The organism is Microcoleus sp. FACHB-SPT15, assembly GCF_014849525.1.
GTDB lineage: Bacteria > Cyanobacteriota > Cyanobacteriia > Cyanobacteriales > Coleofasciculaceae > Symplocastrum > Symplocastrum torsivum.
The window spans coordinates 51,590-71,578 of record NZ_JACJNU010000038.1; the positions used below are offsets into that span (position 1 = coordinate 51,590).

General features: G+C 45.6%; 21 protein-coding genes. 9 read left to right on the forward strand and 12 right to left on the reverse strand.

The features are described from left to right. Positions 1-84: 84 nt before the first annotated feature. The 3 genes from H6F98_RS13075 to H6F98_RS13085 all read right to left on the reverse strand — a co-directional run bounded on the left by H6F98_RS13075 (position 85) and on the right by H6F98_RS13085 (position 3,357). Entirely contained in the window at positions 85-1,809 is a 1,725-nt protein-coding gene (locus H6F98_RS13075) for an ABC transporter ATP-binding protein (RefSeq protein ID WP_192219130.1), read from the reverse strand. A gap of 228 nt (positions 1,810-2,037) precedes the next feature. Continuing rightward, complete coding sequence (locus tag H6F98_RS13080) at positions 2,038-3,045, reverse strand: hypothetical protein (RefSeq protein ID WP_192219131.1); 1,008 nt, start codon at positions 3,043-3,045, stop codon at positions 2,038-2,040. A gap of 117 nt (positions 3,046-3,162) precedes the next feature. Next, a complete protein-coding gene (locus H6F98_RS13085; protein ID WP_192219132.1) occupies positions 3,163-3,357 on the reverse strand; it encodes a ribbon-helix-helix domain-containing protein in 195 nt (64 codons plus the stop codon). Between the two features lie 194 nt (positions 3,358-3,551). Between H6F98_RS13085 and H6F98_RS13090 the strand changes: the two genes are divergently transcribed. Beyond that, positions 3,552-3,758, forward strand: coding sequence for a hypothetical protein (locus H6F98_RS13090; protein ID WP_199348444.1), 207 nt, complete (start codon positions 3,552-3,554; stop codon positions 3,756-3,758). Positions 3,759-4,033: 275 nt separating this feature from the next. Here H6F98_RS13090 and trmFO read toward each other — a convergent pair whose 3' ends face one another. The 3 genes from trmFO to H6F98_RS13105 form a co-directional block, all read right to left on the reverse strand. Then, positions 4,034-5,395, reverse strand: coding sequence for an FADH(2)-oxidizing methylenetetrahydrofolate--tRNA-(uracil(54)-C(5))-methyltransferase TrmFO (trmFO, locus tag H6F98_RS13095; RefSeq protein WP_199348445.1), 1,362 nt, complete (start codon positions 5,393-5,395; stop codon positions 4,034-4,036). A 99-nt stretch (positions 5,396-5,494) separates the two neighbouring features. Next, entirely contained in the window at positions 5,495-5,995 is a 501-nt protein-coding gene (locus H6F98_RS13100) for an FHA domain-containing protein (protein ID WP_192219133.1), read from the reverse strand. A gap of 334 nt (positions 5,996-6,329) precedes the next feature. After that, the gene (locus H6F98_RS13105; protein ID WP_192219134.1) at positions 6,330-7,823 is read right to left on the reverse strand and encodes a site-2 protease family protein; all 1,494 of its coding nucleotides are present in this window, start codon (positions 7,821-7,823) and stop codon (positions 6,330-6,332) included. A 426-nt stretch (positions 7,824-8,249) separates the two neighbouring features. Here H6F98_RS13105 and H6F98_RS13110 point away from each other — a divergent pair, with 426 nt between their 5' ends. Next, the gene (locus H6F98_RS13110; protein ID WP_192219194.1) at positions 8,250-8,918 is read left to right on the forward strand and encodes an MBL fold metallo-hydrolase; all 669 of its coding nucleotides are present in this window, start codon (positions 8,250-8,252) and stop codon (positions 8,916-8,918) included. Between the two features lie 88 nt (positions 8,919-9,006). On the opposite strand, the gene ctpA is transcribed toward H6F98_RS13110, so the two are convergent. After that, positions 9,007-10,248, reverse strand: coding sequence for a carboxyl-terminal processing protease CtpA (gene ctpA / locus H6F98_RS13115; protein ID WP_192219135.1), 1,242 nt, complete (start codon positions 10,246-10,248; stop codon positions 9,007-9,009). A 418-nt stretch (positions 10,249-10,666) separates the two neighbouring features. Here ctpA and petB point away from each other — a divergent pair, with 418 nt between their 5' ends. From petB to H6F98_RS13140, 5 genes are all read left to right on the forward strand, one after another. Further along, positions 10,667-11,335: a cytochrome b6 gene (gene petB / locus H6F98_RS13120; RefSeq protein ID WP_192219136.1), complete on the forward strand. Its 669-nt coding sequence runs from the start codon at positions 10,667-10,669 to the stop codon at positions 11,333-11,335. 125 nt (positions 11,336-11,460) lie between these two features. Further along, positions 11,461-11,943 carry a cytochrome b6-f complex subunit IV gene (gene petD / locus H6F98_RS13125; RefSeq protein ID WP_192219137.1) on the forward strand — a complete coding sequence of 161 codons (483 nt, stop codon included), beginning with the start codon at positions 11,461-11,463 and terminating at the stop codon, positions 11,941-11,943. Between the two features lie 519 nt (positions 11,944-12,462). Further along, complete coding sequence (locus H6F98_RS13130) at positions 12,463-12,882, forward strand: ATP-binding protein (RefSeq protein ID WP_192219138.1); 420 nt, start codon at positions 12,463-12,465, stop codon at positions 12,880-12,882. 179 nt (positions 12,883-13,061) lie between these two features. Then, a complete protein-coding gene (locus tag H6F98_RS13135; RefSeq protein ID WP_192219195.1) occupies positions 13,062-14,201 on the forward strand; it encodes a glycosyltransferase family 4 protein in 1,140 nt (379 codons plus the stop codon). A gap of 226 nt (positions 14,202-14,427) precedes the next feature. Continuing rightward, positions 14,428-14,808, forward strand: coding sequence for a hypothetical protein (locus H6F98_RS13140; RefSeq protein WP_192219139.1), 381 nt, complete (start codon positions 14,428-14,430; stop codon positions 14,806-14,808). A gap of 61 nt (positions 14,809-14,869) precedes the next feature. Here the strand turns inward: H6F98_RS13140 and H6F98_RS13145 are convergent, their stop codons facing one another. Further along, positions 14,870-15,295, reverse strand: coding sequence for a hypothetical protein (locus H6F98_RS13145; protein ID WP_192219140.1), 426 nt, complete (start codon positions 15,293-15,295; stop codon positions 14,870-14,872). A gap of 350 nt (positions 15,296-15,645) precedes the next feature. On the opposite strand from H6F98_RS13145, the gene H6F98_RS13150 reads away from it, so the two are divergent. Both H6F98_RS13150 and H6F98_RS13155 read left to right on the forward strand, forming a co-directional pair. After that, positions 15,646-15,993, forward strand: coding sequence for a hypothetical protein (locus H6F98_RS13150; RefSeq protein WP_192219141.1), 348 nt, complete (start codon positions 15,646-15,648; stop codon positions 15,991-15,993). Positions 15,994-16,028: 35 nt separating this feature from the next. Beyond that, the gene (locus H6F98_RS13155; RefSeq protein ID WP_192219142.1) at positions 16,029-18,248 is read left to right on the forward strand and encodes a pentapeptide repeat-containing protein; all 2,220 of its coding nucleotides are present in this window, start codon (positions 16,029-16,031) and stop codon (positions 18,246-18,248) included. 56 nt (positions 18,249-18,304) lie between these two features. Here H6F98_RS13155 and H6F98_RS34060 read toward each other — a convergent pair whose 3' ends face one another. From H6F98_RS34060 to H6F98_RS13170, 4 genes are read right to left on the reverse strand one after another with little or no spacing between them, the layout of a single operon-like run. After that, positions 18,305-18,436 carry a hypothetical protein gene (locus tag H6F98_RS34060; protein WP_277927573.1) on the reverse strand — a complete coding sequence of 44 codons (132 nt, stop codon included), beginning with the start codon at positions 18,434-18,436 and terminating at the stop codon, positions 18,305-18,307. 10 nt (positions 18,437-18,446) lie between these two features. Then, positions 18,447-18,896, reverse strand: coding sequence for an HNH endonuclease (locus tag H6F98_RS34455; RefSeq protein ID WP_192219143.1), 450 nt, complete (start codon positions 18,894-18,896; stop codon positions 18,447-18,449). A gap of 11 nt (positions 18,897-18,907) precedes the next feature. Then, positions 18,908-19,348, reverse strand: coding sequence for a hypothetical protein (locus H6F98_RS13165; RefSeq protein ID WP_199348447.1), 441 nt, complete (start codon positions 19,346-19,348; stop codon positions 18,908-18,910). Between the two features lie 12 nt (positions 19,349-19,360). Then, positions 19,361-19,894 (reverse strand): hypothetical protein, encoded by a 534-nt coding sequence (locus H6F98_RS13170; RefSeq protein ID WP_192219144.1) that lies wholly within the window; start codon positions 19,892-19,894, stop codon positions 19,361-19,363. Positions 19,895-19,989 lie beyond the last annotated feature (95 nt).

Here is a 19,989-nt window from a genome sequence, read left to right on the forward strand (position 1 = left end):
GTTTGTGCCAAGTTGGTCTGGGGACTGAGCAACCAAAGAGTAACGAGAGCATATAGAATCTTCCCAATTCCCAATTCCCAATCCTTAACTAAACTGTTGAGCATAGAATCGAGCATAGCGATCGCCTTTCTCTAAAAGTTCCTCGTGGGTTCCCGATTCAACGATTTGTCCTTGCTCTACAACAAGAATACGGTCAGCACGGCGCACGGTTGCCAGTCGGTGAGCGATGATAAAAACCGTGCGCTCTTTCATAATCCGCTCTAAGGCTTCTTGTACCAAGGCTTCGGATTCGGAATCTAAAGCAGAAGTCGCTTCATCAAGGATGAGTATACTGGGGTTGAGAAGAACCGCACGCGCGATCGCAATTCGTTGTCTTTGTCCTCCCGATAGATTCACACCTCGTTCCCCTACCCAGGTGTAATAGCCTTGGGAAAACTGGGTGATGAAGTGGTGAGCATTCGCAATCTTAGCGGCTTCTTGAACGTCTTTAAGGTCAAATTCAGCTTGACCGAAGGCGATATTTTGGGCGATCGTGCCAGAGAATAGTGTGGTTTCCTGAGGGACAATGCCAATTTGTCGTCGTAGACTTTTTAAGGTGACATCCTGAATATTTATCCCATCAATGAAAATTTCACCGGATTGAGGGTCATAGAAGCGAGGGAGTAGATTGACTAGAGTAGTTTTACCAGCACCCGACGCACCCACTAATGCGATCGCTTCTCCTGGCTGTGCTAGTAAACTTAAGTCTTTCAGCACGGGTTCATCTGCCTTGTAAGCAAATGACACATTGCGATACTCGACTTTACCCGTAACGCTTGGCAAGACAGTTGCACCAGGCTTTTCCACCACAGTTGGCTGAATCGCTGCCAGTTCAAATATGCGATCAACAGACGCCTCACCTTGCTTGAATTCGTTGTAGTTGCTGGTGATATGGGCAATCGGGTCAATAAGTAGCAATGCCGCAGCAACAAAGGTGGCAAATTGTGCGCCCGTGAGGTTCCCCATAGAAATTTGCCAACCACCCAGGAGAAACAACAGCAACACACTCATCGCATACACAAATCCCACGACTGGGTTCTGAATCGCCCTCAGCCGTTCAGTGGCATACTTCGCTTGACGGTTTTCTTCTGCTTCTTGTGCAAAGCGCTCAATTTCAAACTCCTCAGCCGCAAACGCTTGCACAAGGCGAATCCCACTGAACACCTCTGTGAGCAAAGCGGATAAGTTAGAGATGCGATTTTGACTGCGGCGGGAAAACTTCAGCATCTGTTCGCCAAACCAGCCAATCAAAACACCCATCAACGGCGCAACGATGAATGTTGCCAGCGTTAGCTGCCAGTTGAGATAAATCATGTAACCTAGCAACACAATTAACTGCAACACACAGGGGGTAAAGTCATGGAATACCTTATTGACTACCTCACCAACTCGGTCAATGTCTTCAGTGAAGCGGTACGTTAAGTCACCTGTCTGAACTGTCTCAAAATAGCTGAGATTGAGGCGTTGGATGTGGGCATAGACTTGCTTGCGTAAGTCTAAAGCGACAAACAGGGCAGCTTTTGCCATCAGGGTGTCTTGACCATACATCAGGATTTTCTGGACAAGAAAAACCAGGACAAGGCTTCCAGCTATCCGCGCAAGCCCTACCATATTGCCTTGTCCAATTAAACTGACCAGTTGCCCTGCTAGTGCGGCTTGTAGGGGCCAAAACACTGTAACACCTAGTGTGCAAACAAATGCCTGAGTAATGGTTTTCCAGTGAGGGCGAATATAAGGCAGGAGTTGCCAGTAATTAGAGCGCGTTTTCAAGAGGTAACGTCCAGAACAACATTTTCTTTTTTTGACGCTACCAGTTTTTAAGCTGTTTCTGAGCTTCCTTATTTCTAAAAAGTACCCGAAACTTACCCGGAACTTAAGGATACTGTTAGCGAATTCGGAGAACATAACCCCCCAGCCCCCTTCCCTACCAGGGAAGGGGGAGCCGGAAAGCCCCTATCACCTACCACCCACCACCTATTTTCAAGAGAGATGTACGCTTTACCTTGCATTGAATTGCATCTGAGCAAAATGCTCCTGCACTGAGTCGTCTATGAAGCGATAGCGCCCACCCTCGCGTTCCAAGATTCCCAGTTCAACAGCATGGTCAAGGAACTTAGCATAATTCCAAGGGATAGCTCCATTCTGCTTTAGAATTAAGCGCAGTACAAAATGTTGAAGGCAAGCTAAACCTCCAACATAGATGCCAAAAAACACTCCATTCCCGATTCCGTCAATCAGTAAATCACGGGGTTCTAAAGGTTCTCCCACGGCTAAGAGTACCCCAACATAAAGTAGTACCCAGGCTACTCCACCAATAACTGTAAAAATTCCTGCATTTAGGGCTGATTCTTTAATACCTTGATTTTTGACAGTTGTATTATTAAATTCTGGAACCAATAGTCCCCAAATCAAGCCTTCAATTAAGCCCCAGACCAACGAATCAGTCATTCCTAAAATTAATCCCTCAAGCCCCCAAATTATCCAACAAATTAGGGCATCAATTACTCCATAAATTAATCCCCACCACAGCCCTTCAAGCACTGAACCTAAGAATCTAGATTTGGCAAATTCGAGAGAAAACTTGAGGCGAGTAATGGGATAGATTTCTTGAGTACGTCCTAAAATTAACCCGTAAGTGATGCCACCAATACTTGCTCCAATGAGTCCGGTCGTTCCCACGTAAATTAGCGCCACTATCAACCCAGTTATCAGTCCCACGGAAATCTTATAGAACCACTTTTGTTGGGAAGTTTCTAACCAAGAAGATTGCATTCTTTCAATCACAAACTCTTTAGCTTTGTCTTGTTTAAGCTGACGAGCAAGCCGCGCTAGCCAATAATAGGTTTGTTGGAGGCTGGGTTCAGTTCCTGGTAGATAGGTTGTATTGTCAGCGTTGGGAACATCTAGAGGCGGTAAGGAGCCTCTGAGCAAGTCTTGTTCAAACGCTTCAATGAGGGGCTGGTTTGAAGCGAGTGGGGTATCGAGTTGACCATCGGATTTTGACATAGTTGGAGCTAACTCGGATTAGCTGTCTGCAAAGCGTGGCTGATCTGAGTGTAAATCCCTACTTCAATTTTGTGACTTCTAAGCCTGTTATTGAAAGGGCGATCGCTCTTAATTAAACTACTCCCAACGCCCCTGTTGCTCATCAGATGGTGGGGGCGGCTTTGGTATCTGCCTCTGCTCCTGATGCTCTCTTACAGCTTTTTCCAGAAGGAATGCTGCCAAGCTGCTGATTGAGCGGCGTTCTTGAGTTGCCCACTCTTCGAGTAGGTCATAGATCCCATCTGCTAAATAGGTTGCTAAGCGTTTAGTCATTAGAGATTCAGAAGTTTCTCGTCTAGGCAGATCATTCATTACTGTGCTGTATTTAGGCTTTTATGTCGAATCTAGCTCATATAAGGCACACACGTATGCTGTATTTGTGCTAAATTGAAACAAGTCAAAGCCAGCGGCAAAGTTCCTAGGCTCTCCGCTGGCTTCTGGCTCCCAAATAAGAGGAGACTCTACCAATGTTAAAACCAATGAGTGAGCAAAGGGTGAAGCGAAGCTATCCTGAGGGGAATCGCCCTTGGGCAATTGTGCTTATTTTGCTAAATGCTCAGCACTATACCGCCGCTTGTTTCTTTAACCGTCAAGACGCTGATGACCACAAAAGAGTTTTGCAACGGTTTATGCCAAAGGCTGAGTTTGAGATTATCTTCACTCCTCCCGAATAAAGAGAACAGGATAACAAAGCCTGATTCCTAAGTTCATTCGGGCAAGTCAGATAAGTTAGCCACCAAAGAAAACCTCTCTCCAAAGTAGGGAGAGAGGTTCTTCTAAACCTGGAAAATACAAGAGATTGGGCAAGAAAATCGATTATTCGTGCCTAAGCCTCGATATTCTTCTGATTACCTTCTTGTTTACCCACTTAGCTAAAAGGCGATCGCTTTCTCATCCCCTTTGAAGGAGACGAAGCGATCGCATTAGTCAATCAATAAAACCTTATAACTCAAGCGGCAGACGCTCTCAGCCCTCTACTCCAACTATCAAGATCACCTAAAGCGCGATCGCGATACATTCCATATCGCTCTTGCTTATTCTTAATTCGCTTACCCAGTTCTGGCAAAATCCCAAAATTCGGTGGCATCGGCTGGAAATGCTTCGGTGATGCCGAACTGATAAAGTCAAATAGCGCACCCATCATCATCGTAGTTGGCAGCGTTACAGGCTCCAATCCTAGTACTAACCGCGCTGCATTCGTCCCCGCCAGCCAACCCCCAGCCGCTGCTGCTGTATAGCCTTCTGTACCAACCAGTTGACCAGCCGCTAGCAACGTTGGGCGTTTTTTAAATTGCAGCGTCGAGTGCAATAGTTGAGGCGCATTCAGGAACGTGTTGCGGTGCATCACACCCATCCGGACAAACTCCGCTTCCTCCAAACCTGGAATCAGCCGAAATACCCGTTTCTGCTCACCCCAGCGCAGATTGGTTTGGAATCCCACCATATTCCACAACTGACCCGCCTTATCTTCCTGTCGAAGTTGTACGACAGCATAGGGACGCTGGGATTGGTTTTCTGGAGCGCGAAAATCTCCCTTTCGGGCATCAAATAACCCCACTGGTTTCAAAGGACCATAGCGCATTGTATCTTCGCCGCGCCGTGCCATCTCTTCAATTGGCAAGCAACCCTCAAAGAATTTGGCAGTTTCTTGCTCAAAATCTTTCAATTCCGCTTTTTCGGCAGCACACAATTCCTGCCAGAAGTGGAGATACTGCTCTCGATTCATCGGACAGTTGAGATAAGCGGCTTCGCCTTTGTCGTAGCGCGAGGCAAAAAAAGCAATCTCACGATTAATCGATTCTCCTGTGACAATTGGGCTTGCTGCATCAAAAAAGCTGAAGTATTCCATGCCTGTGAAGCGTTGCAAGTCTTCAGTTAAAGCAGGACTAGTCAGAGGGCCAGTGGTCAGAACAACAACTCCCTCAGTGGGAATTTCCTGAACTTCTGAGCGACGCAACTCAATCAAGGGATGACTCCCAAGCGTTTCCGTTAAGTTGTGGCTAAACACTCCTCTATCTACCGCTAGTGCGCCACCCGCAGGAACCGCGTGTTCATCAGCCGTGCCGATAATTATACAGCCAAGGCGACGGAGTTCTTCGTGCAACAAACCCGCCGCGCGATCGCTTGAGAGGGCACCAAAGGAATTACTACAAACCAGTTCCGCCAGTTCCTCGGTGTGATGAGCAGGGCTTTTTCTTAAGGGGCGCATTTCATGGAGTACCACTGGCACACCCGCCTTAGCAATCTGCCATGCGGCTTCTGTACCAGCTAGTCCACCACCAATTACATGAATCATTTGCTTCTCCATCATTCATCCTCCTCGTCTCTTGCCCCGTTCAAGGAAGTATTCTTGCCTCGCTACTTCCTCCATGGTCACTTGTTGAGGTTGGCGCTTGTACTCCCAAGACGTTTACTTTTCTTGTTCTTCTACCATGCCAGGGTCGATCAGTGTAATGTCAAATGGATCAAGTGGTCCACTCTTGCGATTGTTGCGTTTGAGTAAATAATAGGTAACACTTACCCCAGGCCCAAACACAATCTTGTCCTCATTTTTGAGGTCATAGCTTTGAATTTTGCGTCCATGAATCACGATACCATTAGCACTGAGTTGACCTTGAAGATTTCCATTGACAATTTGGTAGTAGTAGTTCCCGTCATCACGCTGTTGCCGGACTAACGTGGCATGTCGGCGAGAAACAAACAGTGAAAAGAGACGAATATCACATTCAGCGTCTCTCCCAATGGAATATACCTCTCCTCCCAAGGGAATTTCTTTCCGTCCCTGGTCATCTTTCACAATCAACCAATGAACCTCTTGCGGTTCTGAAGGGGAGATTGGCTTTGTAGTTGAACCAATAGGTGAAAGATTGTGTTTCGAGTGATGGAAGTGAGAGGTTTCGGCTTCAGGCATTTTCACAATCCTTGGCTTTACAGGGTTTGAATAAAACGTCAAGCGACTTCTCGTGACGAAGTGAAGTTTTGCAGGACAAAAGATTGGATGGCTGACAGTGCAACTTCGACAATTGAGCGCAGAAGACTGCCTATATGCGCTCAATTGAAGAGCATTAGTTCACGAAATCTTAGAGACGCAACCCTGAATTTTGAAGTAGATTAGCTTAACCATCTTCCATGAAATGCAACTTGAATACACATTAGCTTAAATGACTTTTTCTCCCTTGAGGTAGAACTTTGCGAATGTGCAACCTAAAAGACGAATAGCTAATTACGCACTAGTCCTCAGCCTCCTAAACATTTAACAGCCCAGTGAGCGTACCTGGTGGCGGTAAAATGATACTTACTAAAATCAATAGAGCCAGAAATCCCACTAAATCACGCCAGTTGTCAAGTTCTGAGACATCGTTTAGGGCTGGTTCATCTGCGACTGGCAGGAATAATAAAATAATCGCCAACGTTAATAAATCTGACTCCTGCAAGGCAAGTACCAGCACCAGCAGGCGGGTAATCTGACCAATTGTTGCACCCGTTCTCTGTCCAAACATAGCATGGACGATGTGACCTCCATCAAGTTGCCCCACTGGCATCAACTTCAACGCGATCGCGATTAAACCGACATAGCCTGCCACTGCCACAGGATGCAAATTAATTGCCATTGTTGGCGTTAATTCATTACCTAATGCCAACTTACTGAGTAGGGTTAGCAAGAAGGAAAATCTTGGATTAAGGGATTCAAAATTTAACAGTCCTGAGGCATCTGAAATTGGAACCACTCTGGAGTGGATAAGCCCCCAAATTAAAATTGGTAAGGTGACAATCAACCCGACTAAGGGGCCAGTAATCCCAACATCAAATAAGGCTTTACGATGCGGAACAGGCGATCGCATCTGAATAAATGCACCAATTGTCCCTAGGGGAAAGAATTGCATTGGAGGCAACGGGATAAAGTAGGGCAGCGTTATCCGCATTTTGTACAGCCTTGCTACCCAGTAATGACCCAATTCATAGACACTCAAGATTGCTATCAGTGCTAAGGCATAAGGGAACCCTTTCACTAAAGTCGAGGGGTTAAGCTCTTTTTCAGTAAGCCCCGCAATCAGTGCGCCTCCCATTGTGGTGGTCAACAAAGTAGTCAACAGTAACCCCAACGCCAAAATTGGGCGCGACACAGGTTCCGACTCAGTCCCTACCTTGGCTTGAGTTTGCGTATTCGGAACTAAAGCAAAGAAGGGAGTCCCATTCAGGCTTTCTTGAAAAATTACAAAAAAGCGATCGCCAAATTCGGCTTCAATATTTTGCCGTACTGTCTGATAGGCTGCCTCTGGGCTTGTGCGTAGCTTTCCTCGACACAAAACAGCTTGGGGACGATACTCAACATTCTGAAGATAGTAAACTCCCCAGGGAAAGCAATTTCTAAGGTCAGTTTCTTCCTGTTTGCTAATTGGGCGTAGCGCTGACTCTTCACTCGCTACTGGAACTGTTGGTTTTGGCGTTAATGCTGGAGGTGTTGTCTCTGTTCCCTGAGTTGCTGGAGGGGTAGAATCGCGGCGTCCCCACTGAATCAAGAACCAGTACAACGGCAGGCAAATCACGAAAGGTCCAAATACAAGGGCAGGTGGCATCGGTGCATCTTCATACAGCTGATTCCATCCACTCCAGACCAGTGCAGGAGTCATCATTACCAGCCACAATAACCAGACTGGTGTCCGGGTAATGCTTGCCACACTACGCTGGACGATGAAGTAAGTGATAATGCCTAGTAGAATTAGGAGCAACAGTTCCATGATGATAGATCACAATTGGTGTAATGGAGCGATCTTGACCAAGAGGGGAGGAGTTTATAGTAGATGCCTTGTTCCGTATAGGCACTGGCACCATGAGGCATAAGTCAAGATAAGCAAGTAGGCGCAATCAAACAGAACTTATCGTTTTGGGGACTGTGGGCTAGTGAGTAGTGGCTGGGTAAAGTTTCCCAAGCTTTAATCACTTAAACCAGCAATGTTTATTTCCAACGCTCTACTTAGTTCTTCTTCGGAATATCAATTGCCCCCTACTGGGTAGCATTTTCTTCCCCTCTCCCTCATCTCCCACTCTCTCCATCTTTCATAAAGGTTAGTACCGTTCACTCAAACTACAGGCAGACAAGCATTGTGCAACCTGATTTCCCCGAAAAGGGCAATATTACTCCTCCTCAAACCCCACCGTCAAATCTGCAACCTGCTGTACTCAAACCACCACGCCCTGTCCTAGAAACAATTTTCGCATTTCCACCCAATCGCGATACGTTAGGTGGTACGGCATATCTTATTGTAGGAAATTCCGCCAATCTCCTGATCGATTGTCCGGCGTTGAATGAAACCAATGAACAATTCATTCGACAAAAAGGGGGAGTGTCCTTACTATTCCTGACTCATAGAGGTGGCATTGGGAGAGCGCAGGAAATTCAGAAGACGTTCGGCTGTACTATTGTGGTTCAAGAACAAGAAGCTTACCTGTTGCCGGGACTAGACATAACTCCCTTCCAACACGAGTTTACTCTCACTCCCAACTGTAGCGCTATCTGGACACCGGGTCACTCGCCAGGTTCTTCTTGTCTTTACTACACCAGTGCAGGTGGTGTTCTCTTCTCTGGGCGTCATCTATTGCCAAATCGACAAGGCAAACCAGAACCTTTACGCACTTCAAAAACCTTTCATTGGCGAAGACAAATTCAAAGTGTGCAGTCCTTAATTGAGCGCTTTATACCGACAACATTGCATTATATTTGCCCTGGTGCTAATACAGGAAGTTTGCGAGGCAAAGGCGTAATTGATCAGGCGTATGAGCAACTAACTCAACTGGATTTAGCAGCTTTGCGACATATTCAACCTTTGCTATGAAGCTTTTCTGACATCTTTGAAGCTAACAACACGTTAACCTCATCCCACGCCCTTAATGACGTGCGATGAGGTTAACTGGACAACAAGCTTAGTTACTTACAGCATCAGCCACTACGGAGTTGGATGCCAGAAACTCTATAGCTGCTTGATATTGACCATCTGCTGTTGTGCCGACTTGATTGAACGTTATTTGTTCTAACGGCACCTGAAAGTCTGGGGTGATGCCTAGTTTATGAATATCATGGTGGTTTGGTGTTTCGTACTTGGCAACAGTTACGGCTAATCCTGACCCATCCGATAGGTCAAATAATGACTGGATTAAGCCTTTGCCAAAGGTTTTTTCACCAACTAGTTTAGCTCTCCCGTTATCCTGTAATGCTCCAGCGAGAATCTCACTAGCGCTGGCACTTCCTTGGTTGACTAAGACTACTAAAGGGTCTTCCGTTAGTGCCGGGCCATTGGCTTCAAAACTACCTAGCATTCCCTGTCGGTTAACGGTATAAACAACTGTTCCTTTGTCCAACCAGAGACGAGCAATTTCGATACCAGCTTGCAACAGACCACCGGGATTATTTCGTAGGTCAAGGACATAAGCATCTGCGCCCTGTTCTTCGAGTTGATTAATCGCGTCAGCGACTTCAGTCGGGGCATTGGCACTGAACTGGGTCAGGCGAATGTAACCAACTGGGGTACTACCAGGGTGGGTATCTAAGACGGCATAAACTGGGTTGAGAGCGATGCGATCGCGTACCAGTTCGATTGACTTTGGCTTCCCATCATCACCTTGAATTCTCAGAGTAACTGTCGTACCAATGGGGCCGCGCATCCGAGAGGCGGCTTCATCGAGAGTGAGTTCTGAAGTTAGTACACCATCAATTTCCAGGATGCGATCGCGTGGGCTAATTCCTGCCTGATCAGCGGGTGACCCAGCAATTGGGGCAATTACTTCTAATTCTCCCGTCTCAGCATCCAGAGCAATTTGTAGTCCTACACCCGATAGTTCTCCGGAGGTATTGACCTGTAAACTGCGATACTGGTTGGGCTTCAAGAGTCGTGTGAAAGGGTCGTCAAGACTCTCTAGCATTTTTTGAATCGCTGCATAGGTCGCTTCGCGATTATCTAGCCGCTGTTTCAACGTTTTTTCTCGTAATGCCCACCAATTTTGATCATTAAACGTGTCATCTATATACGCTTGAGAGACGATTCGCCACGCTTGCGAGAAAATCTTTTGCTCCTCTGTAAAAGCAGATGCTGGTGCTGTCCACCATGCCGATGAGAAGATGATTTGGCAGATTAGTAAAACTCCAACCCAGAAAGCTCGTTTGTGCATGACTAAAATTTTCACTTCAGGCTTTAATTCCCTAAATTGTCAGTGTGGCAGAGCCTAGGGACGACGCGATCTCTTGAAATAAACTACCGTAGACTGTTGACGGTTCATAGTTCACACTTCAACAAGCAACCGTCAGTCGTCAACAGCATCCCCCCTGTCGTAACCCTTAAGGCACACTTCGCGGGCAGACCTTTGAGAGTTACTTCAACAGCAATGTCTACCTCTGACAAGCTATGTTACATTTCTTGTATAGTGGACATCAAACCGGGTCAGCGTTCCTGATCAGATTTGTGTAAGCTCAGCTTTATTGGTGTGTCTCCCCTCACCCAAAGCCATAATCAATTTCCTCGGTGGCAGACTGCCAATCGAGCGTTAACTACGTCAAAAACAGCAATATCCTTTTAGGAATTCTGGCTTCATGTTTTCAAAGCAGATAACCGACTCAAAAGCCTTCAACTGGTTTGAGGAGCGTCTAGAAATTCAGGCAATTGCCGACGACGTTACCACAAAGTATGTACCTCCGCACGTTAATATTTTTTACTGCCTGGGTGGGATTACTCTCGTTTGCTTCCTAATCCAGTTTGCTACTGGGTTTGCAATGACCTTTTACTATAGACCAACGGTCACCGAGGCATTCTCCTCCGTGCAGTACTTAATGACGGAAGTCAACTTCGGCTGGCTCATCCGCTCTATTCACCGCTGGTCTGCCAGCATGATGGTGCTGATGATGATTTTGCACACGTTCCGTGTGTACCTCACTGGCGGTTTCAAAAAGCCCCGTGAGTTGACTTGGGTGACTGGTGTAATCCTGGCAGTAATCACGGTTTCTTTTGGTGTTACCGGGTATTCGCTGCCTTGGGACCAAATCGGCTACTGGGCTGTCAAAATTGTCTCTGGTGTTCCTGAGGCAATTCCTTTTGTCGGTACTTTTATGGCCGATCTAGTACGCGGTGGCAGTAGCGTTGGTCAAGCTACCCTTACTCGTTACTACAGTGCTCATACCTTTGTTTTGCCTTGGCTGATTGCGGTCTTCATGCTGTTACATTTCATCATGATCCGCAAACAAGGTATTTCTGGTCCCTTGTAAATTAATACGTTGCAGTTAGCCATTAGTCCTTAGTCATCATTTATCTTGCCTGATAATCTTCTAAGAGCTAAACGCTAACTGCCTCCTGCTTGCTGATCTTTGTTGATTAAGGAGAATAATCTACGATGTCAATTCTCAAAAAGCCGGATCTAGCTGATCCAAAATTACGTGAAAAGCTTGCCAAAGGGATGGGTCACAACTACTACGGTGAACCCGCTTGGCCAAACGACCTTCTTTATACCTTCCCTATCGTCATTATGGGGACGATTGCGCTGTGTATTGGTTTGGCGGTGCTTGACCCAGCAACGGTTGGTGAACCAGCCGATCCGTTCGCAACGCCTTTAGAAATCCTCCCCGAATGGTATCTATTCCCAGTTTTCCAAATTCTACGCACGCTACCGAACAAACTGTTGGGTGTTGCTTGCATGGCTGGCATTCCTTTGGGTATGATTTTGGTTCCCTTCATTGAGAACGTGAACAAGTTTCAGAACCCATTCCGTCGTCCTGTAGCGACTACAGTGTTCTTGATTGGCACCCTTGTTACGATCTGGTTGGGTGTTGGCGCAACCTTACCAATCGACAAATCCCTGACCTGGGGTCTGTTTTAAGAAAGCGATCGCTCACCTCAATGCCTGTTGATGTTTTAGCTGTACGGATGTACTGCCAAAAGACATTAACAGGCATCAGTTTTTTGTAAGTTCTGAATATCAACGTTTAAAAATTAGAGGGTGAGGGGAAGCACCCTTCATCATTCATGCCATCAAATTTGTTAGTTGCTTCAAATTGAAAACATTCCCCTATCTTTATTTTTATTAATATTCTTCTTTATACCTATTGAGGTAGCATTAAATTAGCGATACATAACTACCTCAGTTGGAAAACTATCCTATTTGAGAGTGAGCTGCTCTACAAAAAGCTCAGGGTGTCTATGCAAAATGAGCATCACTGGTATCCGTGCAGAATTTACTAAAAGCCACTTGATGGGAGTTTACAGAGTAAGCTAAGTTTTTTTGCTCTTATCTTTAGGTTAATAGTAATTATTTAAAACAATCGGTAATATGGTTGTTTACTTTTCAATTTCTAGTAAGCTGCTGTAAGGTAGGCTCAGCAAAAAGTCGAGCAAAGGGATGTTATTATTTGAGCGCCTCAAAGTCAAAAGCGATCTGAATGTCATCACTGACTTAAACGGATGGTTTGCACAAAATTGTTCAAACTATATCTCTCGGATCAACAGCTCTTCTCATTCATTCGCTCACTTGAATTTAGCTCTGACAGAAGGATTTACTAATGCTGTTCGCCATGCTCATCACAAATTACCCTCCGAAACAGCAATTGAAATCGAGCTAGCTATCTGGGATGAGCGGATAGAAATTCGGATCTGGGATTATGGAGAGCCTTTTGATCCAAATAATTTAGTGGAACCTATGCCAGGAACTCTCTGCATTGGTGGGTATGGGTGGTTTCTACTTAGACGCCTTGCTGATCACGTTATCTATGAACGCTGTCAAGATGGTAGGAATTGTCTATTGATTTGCAGTAGCCTCTAACTTGAAAATAAGGCAGAAGGCAGAAGGATTTTCATCCATTTGTTGTGAGCTTTAGTCTCATGGTGTCTAAGTTGAAGATAGGTGTTAGGTAGTAGGGAAGAAGAATTTTCATCGCAACGTTCGTGAGTAATCCCCATGAAAGTCTATCTTAAACAGTTAGGAAATTTGGAGGTCAGACGATTAAAGGCACAACTGACCACATCTTTATTTTTCTAGAAATTTTTAAGTGTGAAGGAGGCATTCAGTCCTATGTCAAAGATATTTTACAAGCCTACTTGTCCCTAACTTCTCAAACAGGACAAACTACAGCTGAGGTGTTTTTGCTCAGGGATAGTCCTAACTGCGAAAATCCCTTGGATACCTACCCACTTAAATTTCATTACCTGGAAACTCGGCTACCTCTACTAGGACGTTTGAGGTTAGCAATGGCACTTAGCTGGTGTTTTTGGCGGCGATGTCCTAGTCATGTTTACTGTGGACATATTAAGCTAGCACCACTAACTCAGCTATTGTGTCAATGGCGGGGTGTTCCCTATACAGTATTGACCTATGGGAAAGAAGTTTGGTATCGCTTGCCAAATCGTGAACATAGTGCCCTAGCAGCAGCGACAGAAATTTGGACAATTAGCCGTTATAGTCGCGATCGCCTTTGTGCGGCTAATGACTTGAATACCCAGAAAGTCCAGATGTTGCCTTGTGTAGTGGATGGCGAGGTCTTTACCCCTGGCTCTAAATCACCCGAATTAATCGCACGGTATAGTATAGCAGGTGCCAAGGTGCTGATGACCGTAGCGCGACTGTGGTCGGGTGATATTTACAAGGGTGTCGATGTCACGATTCGAGCAATACCTGCGATCGCAAAAGTTTTCCCGAATGTTAAATATCTAGTTATTGGTCGTGGTGATGACCAACCAAGACTAGCGCAACTGGCGAAAGATTTGGAGGTTAGCGATCGCGTTATCTTTGCGGGTTTCGTCCCCACCGCCGATCTTGTAGAACACTACCGCCTTGCTGATGCCTACATCATGCCCTCTCAAGAAGGTTTTGGCATTGTCTATCTAGAAGCAATGGCTTGTGGTAAACCAGTGCTGGCTGGTGATGCTGATGGTTCCGCTGACCCCCTACAGGATGGGCATCTTGGCTGGCAAGTCCCCCACAGAAATCCCGAAGCGGTTGCTTCTGCTTGTATCGAAATTCTTAAAGGCAATGACCAGCGCTGTAATAGTCAGTGGTTACGAGAACAGTCCCTTGCCCGATTTGGGAAAGAAGCACTCACTCGGCAGTTAAAACAGCTTCTAAATAGGGGGAATGGGGAATAGGGATTGGAGAATCGGATACTCCCTTAGTAATTCGAGATTAGACTCCCCTGCCTCCTCTGCTCTCTCTACCTTTTTTTCTTAGAGGAGGGTTGTTGACAAAGACTCTTGAAATTCCCAATTCCCAATTCCCAATTCCCAATTCCCAATCACCAATTCCCAATCTCAGGTAAAGACGAATCTGAACTAGGATGGAGGTATCCCATACCATCATGAAATCTTCGTTACTGTGAACCAGGACATCCCTAAAACTTTTCGGCTTAACCTATCTGGCATGGGCTGTTGGCTCACGCTCTTAACAACGTTTTTGTTGCTAGGAGCGGTTGGCTTGGGCTGGGTGGTCAACGGGTTTTTGATTCTGATTGGATTAGTACTGATTTCACCTGTAATTGGGTGGTTTGTGTTTCGCTGGTGGTTGAGACGCAATCTCGTTGAAGATAAGTGCCCAGTTTGTACCTATGAGTTTACTGGGTTTAACCAAACGGAATGTCAATGTCCCAGTTGTGGAGAACCCCTACGAGTTGAACAGGGGCATTTTAACCGTTTGACACCTCCCGGTACGATTGATGTTGAAGCAGTAGAAGTATCAGTTAAGCAGATTGAAGATTAGCAATTAATCGTTAGTAGGCTTCCCACTAACGACTAACAACCAACAACTAACAACCAACAGCTTAACGAGTTTGAGTGATCGAGAGCGTGTATGGATTTTGACCACCAGCGCGATCGCCTATATAGATTGAGTAGGTGCCTTTTTCCCAATAGCCTGGTGCTTGAATCGTTCCTCCAGAGAAACTATCGGCTTGCAAACAGGAATTTCCACTAGGTGCCTCAATCAACAGTGTCGGTTGACCTGTACTTTGTAGGCTGAAGCGCAAGTAGTTGAAGTTATTGTCTAATCTAACGACATGATTGGGTGTTGCTCCTGTCATACCGCAGCCTTTACCTGATTGTGAGCCGCCAGAGGTGCCTGTAACAACCATTGGATCAGGCTGGAACCCTGGCGTAATTTGTATCGGCTGACTGCGAACAGCACCAGCACTCGTCAAGAGCATCGCCAATGCGGCGGGAATAGCGATCGAGGACTTAAGTATTTTCATTACATTCTTACCGCTAAAAACCTCGTCGAGTCTTAATACGAGGAGGAAGCGGGGCGGGATGTACCACTTCCTATCAAGTTATTAACCTTGTCATCCCCTGGTTCTGCCTCCAGTCTTTCTAATACAATTGTCCTAAATTACTTAACATTTGAGAGAATAGCTGTTCCTCTTTCATAACTGTCACTATCGACATCAGACTCTACAGCTTTCTACACTTTATAAGTATTTCACTGAACTTAAAGAATTTTGTTAAGCTAACGCACGTTACAATCACACCAGATGCTCCTTTGGTTGTGATAGCAATAGTTATCTAACCAAACTTGAGTCCCAGGCAAGCAGCGAATCTTAAGATGAATCCTCAAGAAAATCGAGACTACGAGCGTAGACTTCAGGAGCTAGAAACGGAATTGGATAAAGACCGAATACCAACGGTCGATAACCAGTTGGGGCAGCCGCTTCTAACTCGTAATGTTAATCAGTCTCAACCGGAGAAATCTGTGTTGAGTCAGGTTGCCAATTGGTTTAACCGCCTTCCGAGTGGGGGGAAAGTGGCTGTCGGTATCGTCGCGGCAGTTGTTGGCTTTGCCATTTTGAGAAGTGTGCTACAGTTGGTCGCTTCCCTGATCAGTCTTGCCATTTTGGGAGTAATACTGTACTTGGTGTATAAATTCTTCGTTACCTCCAAGTCATCGAAGTAAGTGCAAACTCTTTCAGCGTGGCGTGAGATCTGAGTATGGCTAGCCCCAGCATTAAAAGAAGCAAAAGTCAAGAGGTTGGTCAGTCGTTTCCGCTGCGACTCCACTTGGCGTTACCCCTTGTAACCCGACGTTGCGCGGCTGTTCTAATGGAAGTCTCGCTGGTTGCCGCGAGTGCGTTAGTTCCGTACAGTATTGGGTTGTATGCCAAAGAGCATTCGACGGCTCAACCTGTTCCCCTAAACCCAGTGCTAGCTTCTACAGAGGAAGCGATCGCCGAAACGCTAGCCTATCCGTTACGTGAGCTACACACTCGGCAAGTCGCCCCCTTGACCAATTTATTTTGGTGTGGTGCATTGGTCATGCCAGTGGTAGTAGTAAGCTGGCAGCTCTATCGGCTGGGAAAAACGGGGAAAACGACTCCAAAAGACTGGTTGGGAATTCAAGTTGTTACTGCATATGGGACAGCGCCCGGATTGCTACGTGTGATTTGGCGTGAGGGAGTAGGACGTTGGGGAATACCAGTCGGAACGGCTTATCTTCTCTGGCGCTATACGGGAGCTTTTCCTGATATTGGGATTTTGCTGGGACTAGCAGGATTAATGCTCTTAGCCGAGAGTGCGAGTGCCTTGTTCAACTCTCGACGGCGTACCTTGCACGATCGGCTAGCAGGAACCTATGTTGTTGAGGCGGGTCGTGTACCACCTTATTCAGAACGTTTTCACCCTCGGCGAGGACATGAGCAGTTCGTCACGCTGGAAGTAGAAAACGGTTGGCAGTCGCCTTCTGAAGATACCACCACAAGTCAAAGACCTGAGCGAACGGTTACAACCATTGTTCTGACTTCACAACAACCGAATCGGCGATCGCTAAATCTATGGTTGTGGATGCGCCGCCATCCGGGTTTAACGCTGCTGATTATCGCGTTTGCGGGAATGGCATCTGTATTGGGAACGTTTGTTGGTACCCAAATCTACATCCAAAGTCAGGCAAATCGACGAGAGTTTAAACAACAGGATAACGAAGTATTTCTGGCGCTAGTTAAACAGTTAAGCTCGACTTCCCCAACGGCTTTAGAGGAGCGAAGAGGCGCACTCTTGGCATTAGCACGGCTGGATGATTCGCGTGCTGTTCCTTTGCTGGTTGATATGCTAGGTCAGGAAAGGACACCCACGCTGATTGATGCGATTCAGCAAGCGTTGGTGAGTACAGGGCCAGAATCATTACCCGCTTTGCGACGCTTAAATCAATCCCTACAAAATGACCAAGAGACGTTAAAGCGGCGGGGTGCGGCAAAAGAGTTGCAAATAGTAGCCTTACGACAACGAGCAACGAGTCGAGCGATCGCAAAAATTCTCACAGTCTACGCAGGTCAAACCCACAACGCTGACCTCAGCCGTACTAACCTAGGGCAAGTGAATAGTGGGGCAGCTCAATTCACTCTAGTTCTAGATAACCTTGACTTATCCGGCATCAACTTTCGCTCTGCAATCTTATCCAATGCCAGTCTACGCAACAGCCGCTTCTACGGTGCTGGTGAAGACCAGCGCTTTGGTACCTTTGATGATTCACTTGCCGATTTGAGCGGTGCTGACCTCAAAGAAGCTGACCTCACAGGTGCAAATCTCAGCAATGTCCCGATGAATCGTACCAATTTCGTTCGGGCAACTCTCAACCAAGCAAACTTATCCAACAGCCATTTGGGAGGTGCTAACCTCAGCAGCACACAGCTCATTGGCGCTGACTTACAGCAAGCTATGCTTGAAAATGCTAGCCTGACTGGTGCAAATTTGGGACAGGCAAAGTTAGGCTTGTCCAATCTGCATGGCGCACGTTTAGGACAGGCTAATGCCATGGGAGGAGACTTCTCCTACGCTGATTTGAGTCAATCCAACTGGCAAGGCGCAGACCTTTCGAGAGCGAATTTGAGCAATGCTAATCTCCGAGAGGCTGACCTCAGCGCTACTAAATTAGTTGAGGCAAATCTTAGCAATGCCCAGTTGCAAAATGCCAACCTCCGCAACTCCAATCTAAGTGCAGCAAACTTGCAGGGCGCTAATCTAACGGGAGCTGATTTTCTGGGAGTCACCTTTGCTGCTGCAACACCAGGACAGTCGAATCAATTCCTAGAAAAACCACCATCTGCCGCAACGGCTGCTCGCGTTAAGGGTGTTAATTTTGCCAAAGCTAAGAATTTAGATGCTAAGCAAATTAAGTTTATCTGCGCTAATGGTGGGCAACATCCTCAATGTCCTTAATGGAAGAAGGTAACAATTTTTTCATAGGTTTAAGCGTTCTGAGGTTCGCTTGTGGACTATTCAATCCCAAGATTACAGGTAGTTGAAAAGGCGATCGCATAGTTTTGAGCCATCTTGGATGAGATGTAGCTGCCTATTTGCGATCGCCTTAACGGGCATGAATCCAATTGACGGCGATAGGTGATCACGCTGGTTTGTTTAATCTTTTAGAGATTGGAGCAACTGGCTAGGACGTGCAACCTTCACATCAAGATAGAGATCGAGATGATGAACGAACATATAGTGTTCATACTCGTACCAATGCATCTCACCCTTTTCTTTGTTACAAACTTGGCAAATGACCCACAAATTCTTGACTTCCATTGCCAACCAGGGATACTGTGATCGAGGTAGCTTGTGATCGATTGTCTTACCACCCTTTTCAGAGTACTTTTCTCCACAGATTGGACAGTACCAGTCTGAATGGTCTTTCACCCATTCTTTGCTTTCCTGGGTTGTTCCACACTCATAATCACCATTAACATACCGCCAGTAATCAAATTTCCTATAATTCTCAAAATCTTGAGAAGTTAGTTTGTGATATCGCCTTTTACCAATTTTGTCTGCAAGCTCAAATAATTCCTTAAGTTCTTTGTCTTCAAGGTTCACAGTGTCTCTCGCTAAAATTTGACAATTTTATGTGACTTTTGATTGTAATTATTCCGAGAGCTATTGTTAGTCTTGCCACTGAAATCAATGATTTCAATCTCTGTATCAGGGAACTGTTTATCGATCTCGTCGTTAATTCCCTCGACTTCTTTAGATAACCTTTGATTAAAATTTTCTATCTCTTGACTAGTTAGATATTTATTCCCAATTCGATCAGCTTCTAAAAACAATTCTTCAATTGTTAAATCTTTTAATTGATATTTATCTAGGAACTCCTTAGTTTTTTCATGAAGATTGATGATATTATCCCAGCCAACATTTCTGTAACCATTATCTTTCAACCACCTTTGGTCTTCTTTCTGGAGTTTACTTCGCTCCTTCGAGTTAGCACGTTGAACCTCGCGATAACTCATCTCCTGAAACTTCTTAGCTTTGTTGTTTTTCTTTGTCATTGGCTTAGTTCCTTAGCCTAGTGTCCATTTGAACAGTTTAACTAGTGCTTTCCTAATTTCACTATCTTCATATTGCAGAAGCTTTTTTGTATCCTTCGCGAGCTGGAGCTTAATTTGATCGACTAAGTTTTTTAAAGCTTTATTATCTTTTTTAAGTTGATTGTTTACGTCAATTAGTTCATTGTTTTGAGAAAGTAAAGTCTTAACTTCAACTTCTAGGGTCTGATTTTTAGAAACCAAGTCTTGAATTTCAGCTTCACCTCTCTCTGATTTCGGTTTTTGCTCCTTCTCAAGTCGAGCAATTTGGACAGCATATTCCTTATCCTTTCGCTCAATTTCTTTGGTTTTCTTCGTTACAAGAGCTTTCTGAGCAGCTTGAAGACGCTGACGCTTAATTAGTTCAGAACCGGAAAATGACGAAATAGCTCTGCGAATGGTAAGCTCATCAGGATTGGTATTGAAGTCAATTACTTCTACAGCTCGGATAGCGTCTGCTTTTGTCCATCCTTCACCCTCAAGTAGCTTAATAGCCTGTGGCTTCTTCACGGATAACTAAGATTATCAAGATTTTTTCGATCCTAACTAGCCTTATAAGCAGCGTCAATGATGCACGGCAACCATATGCTCAGCGATTGAAAAGA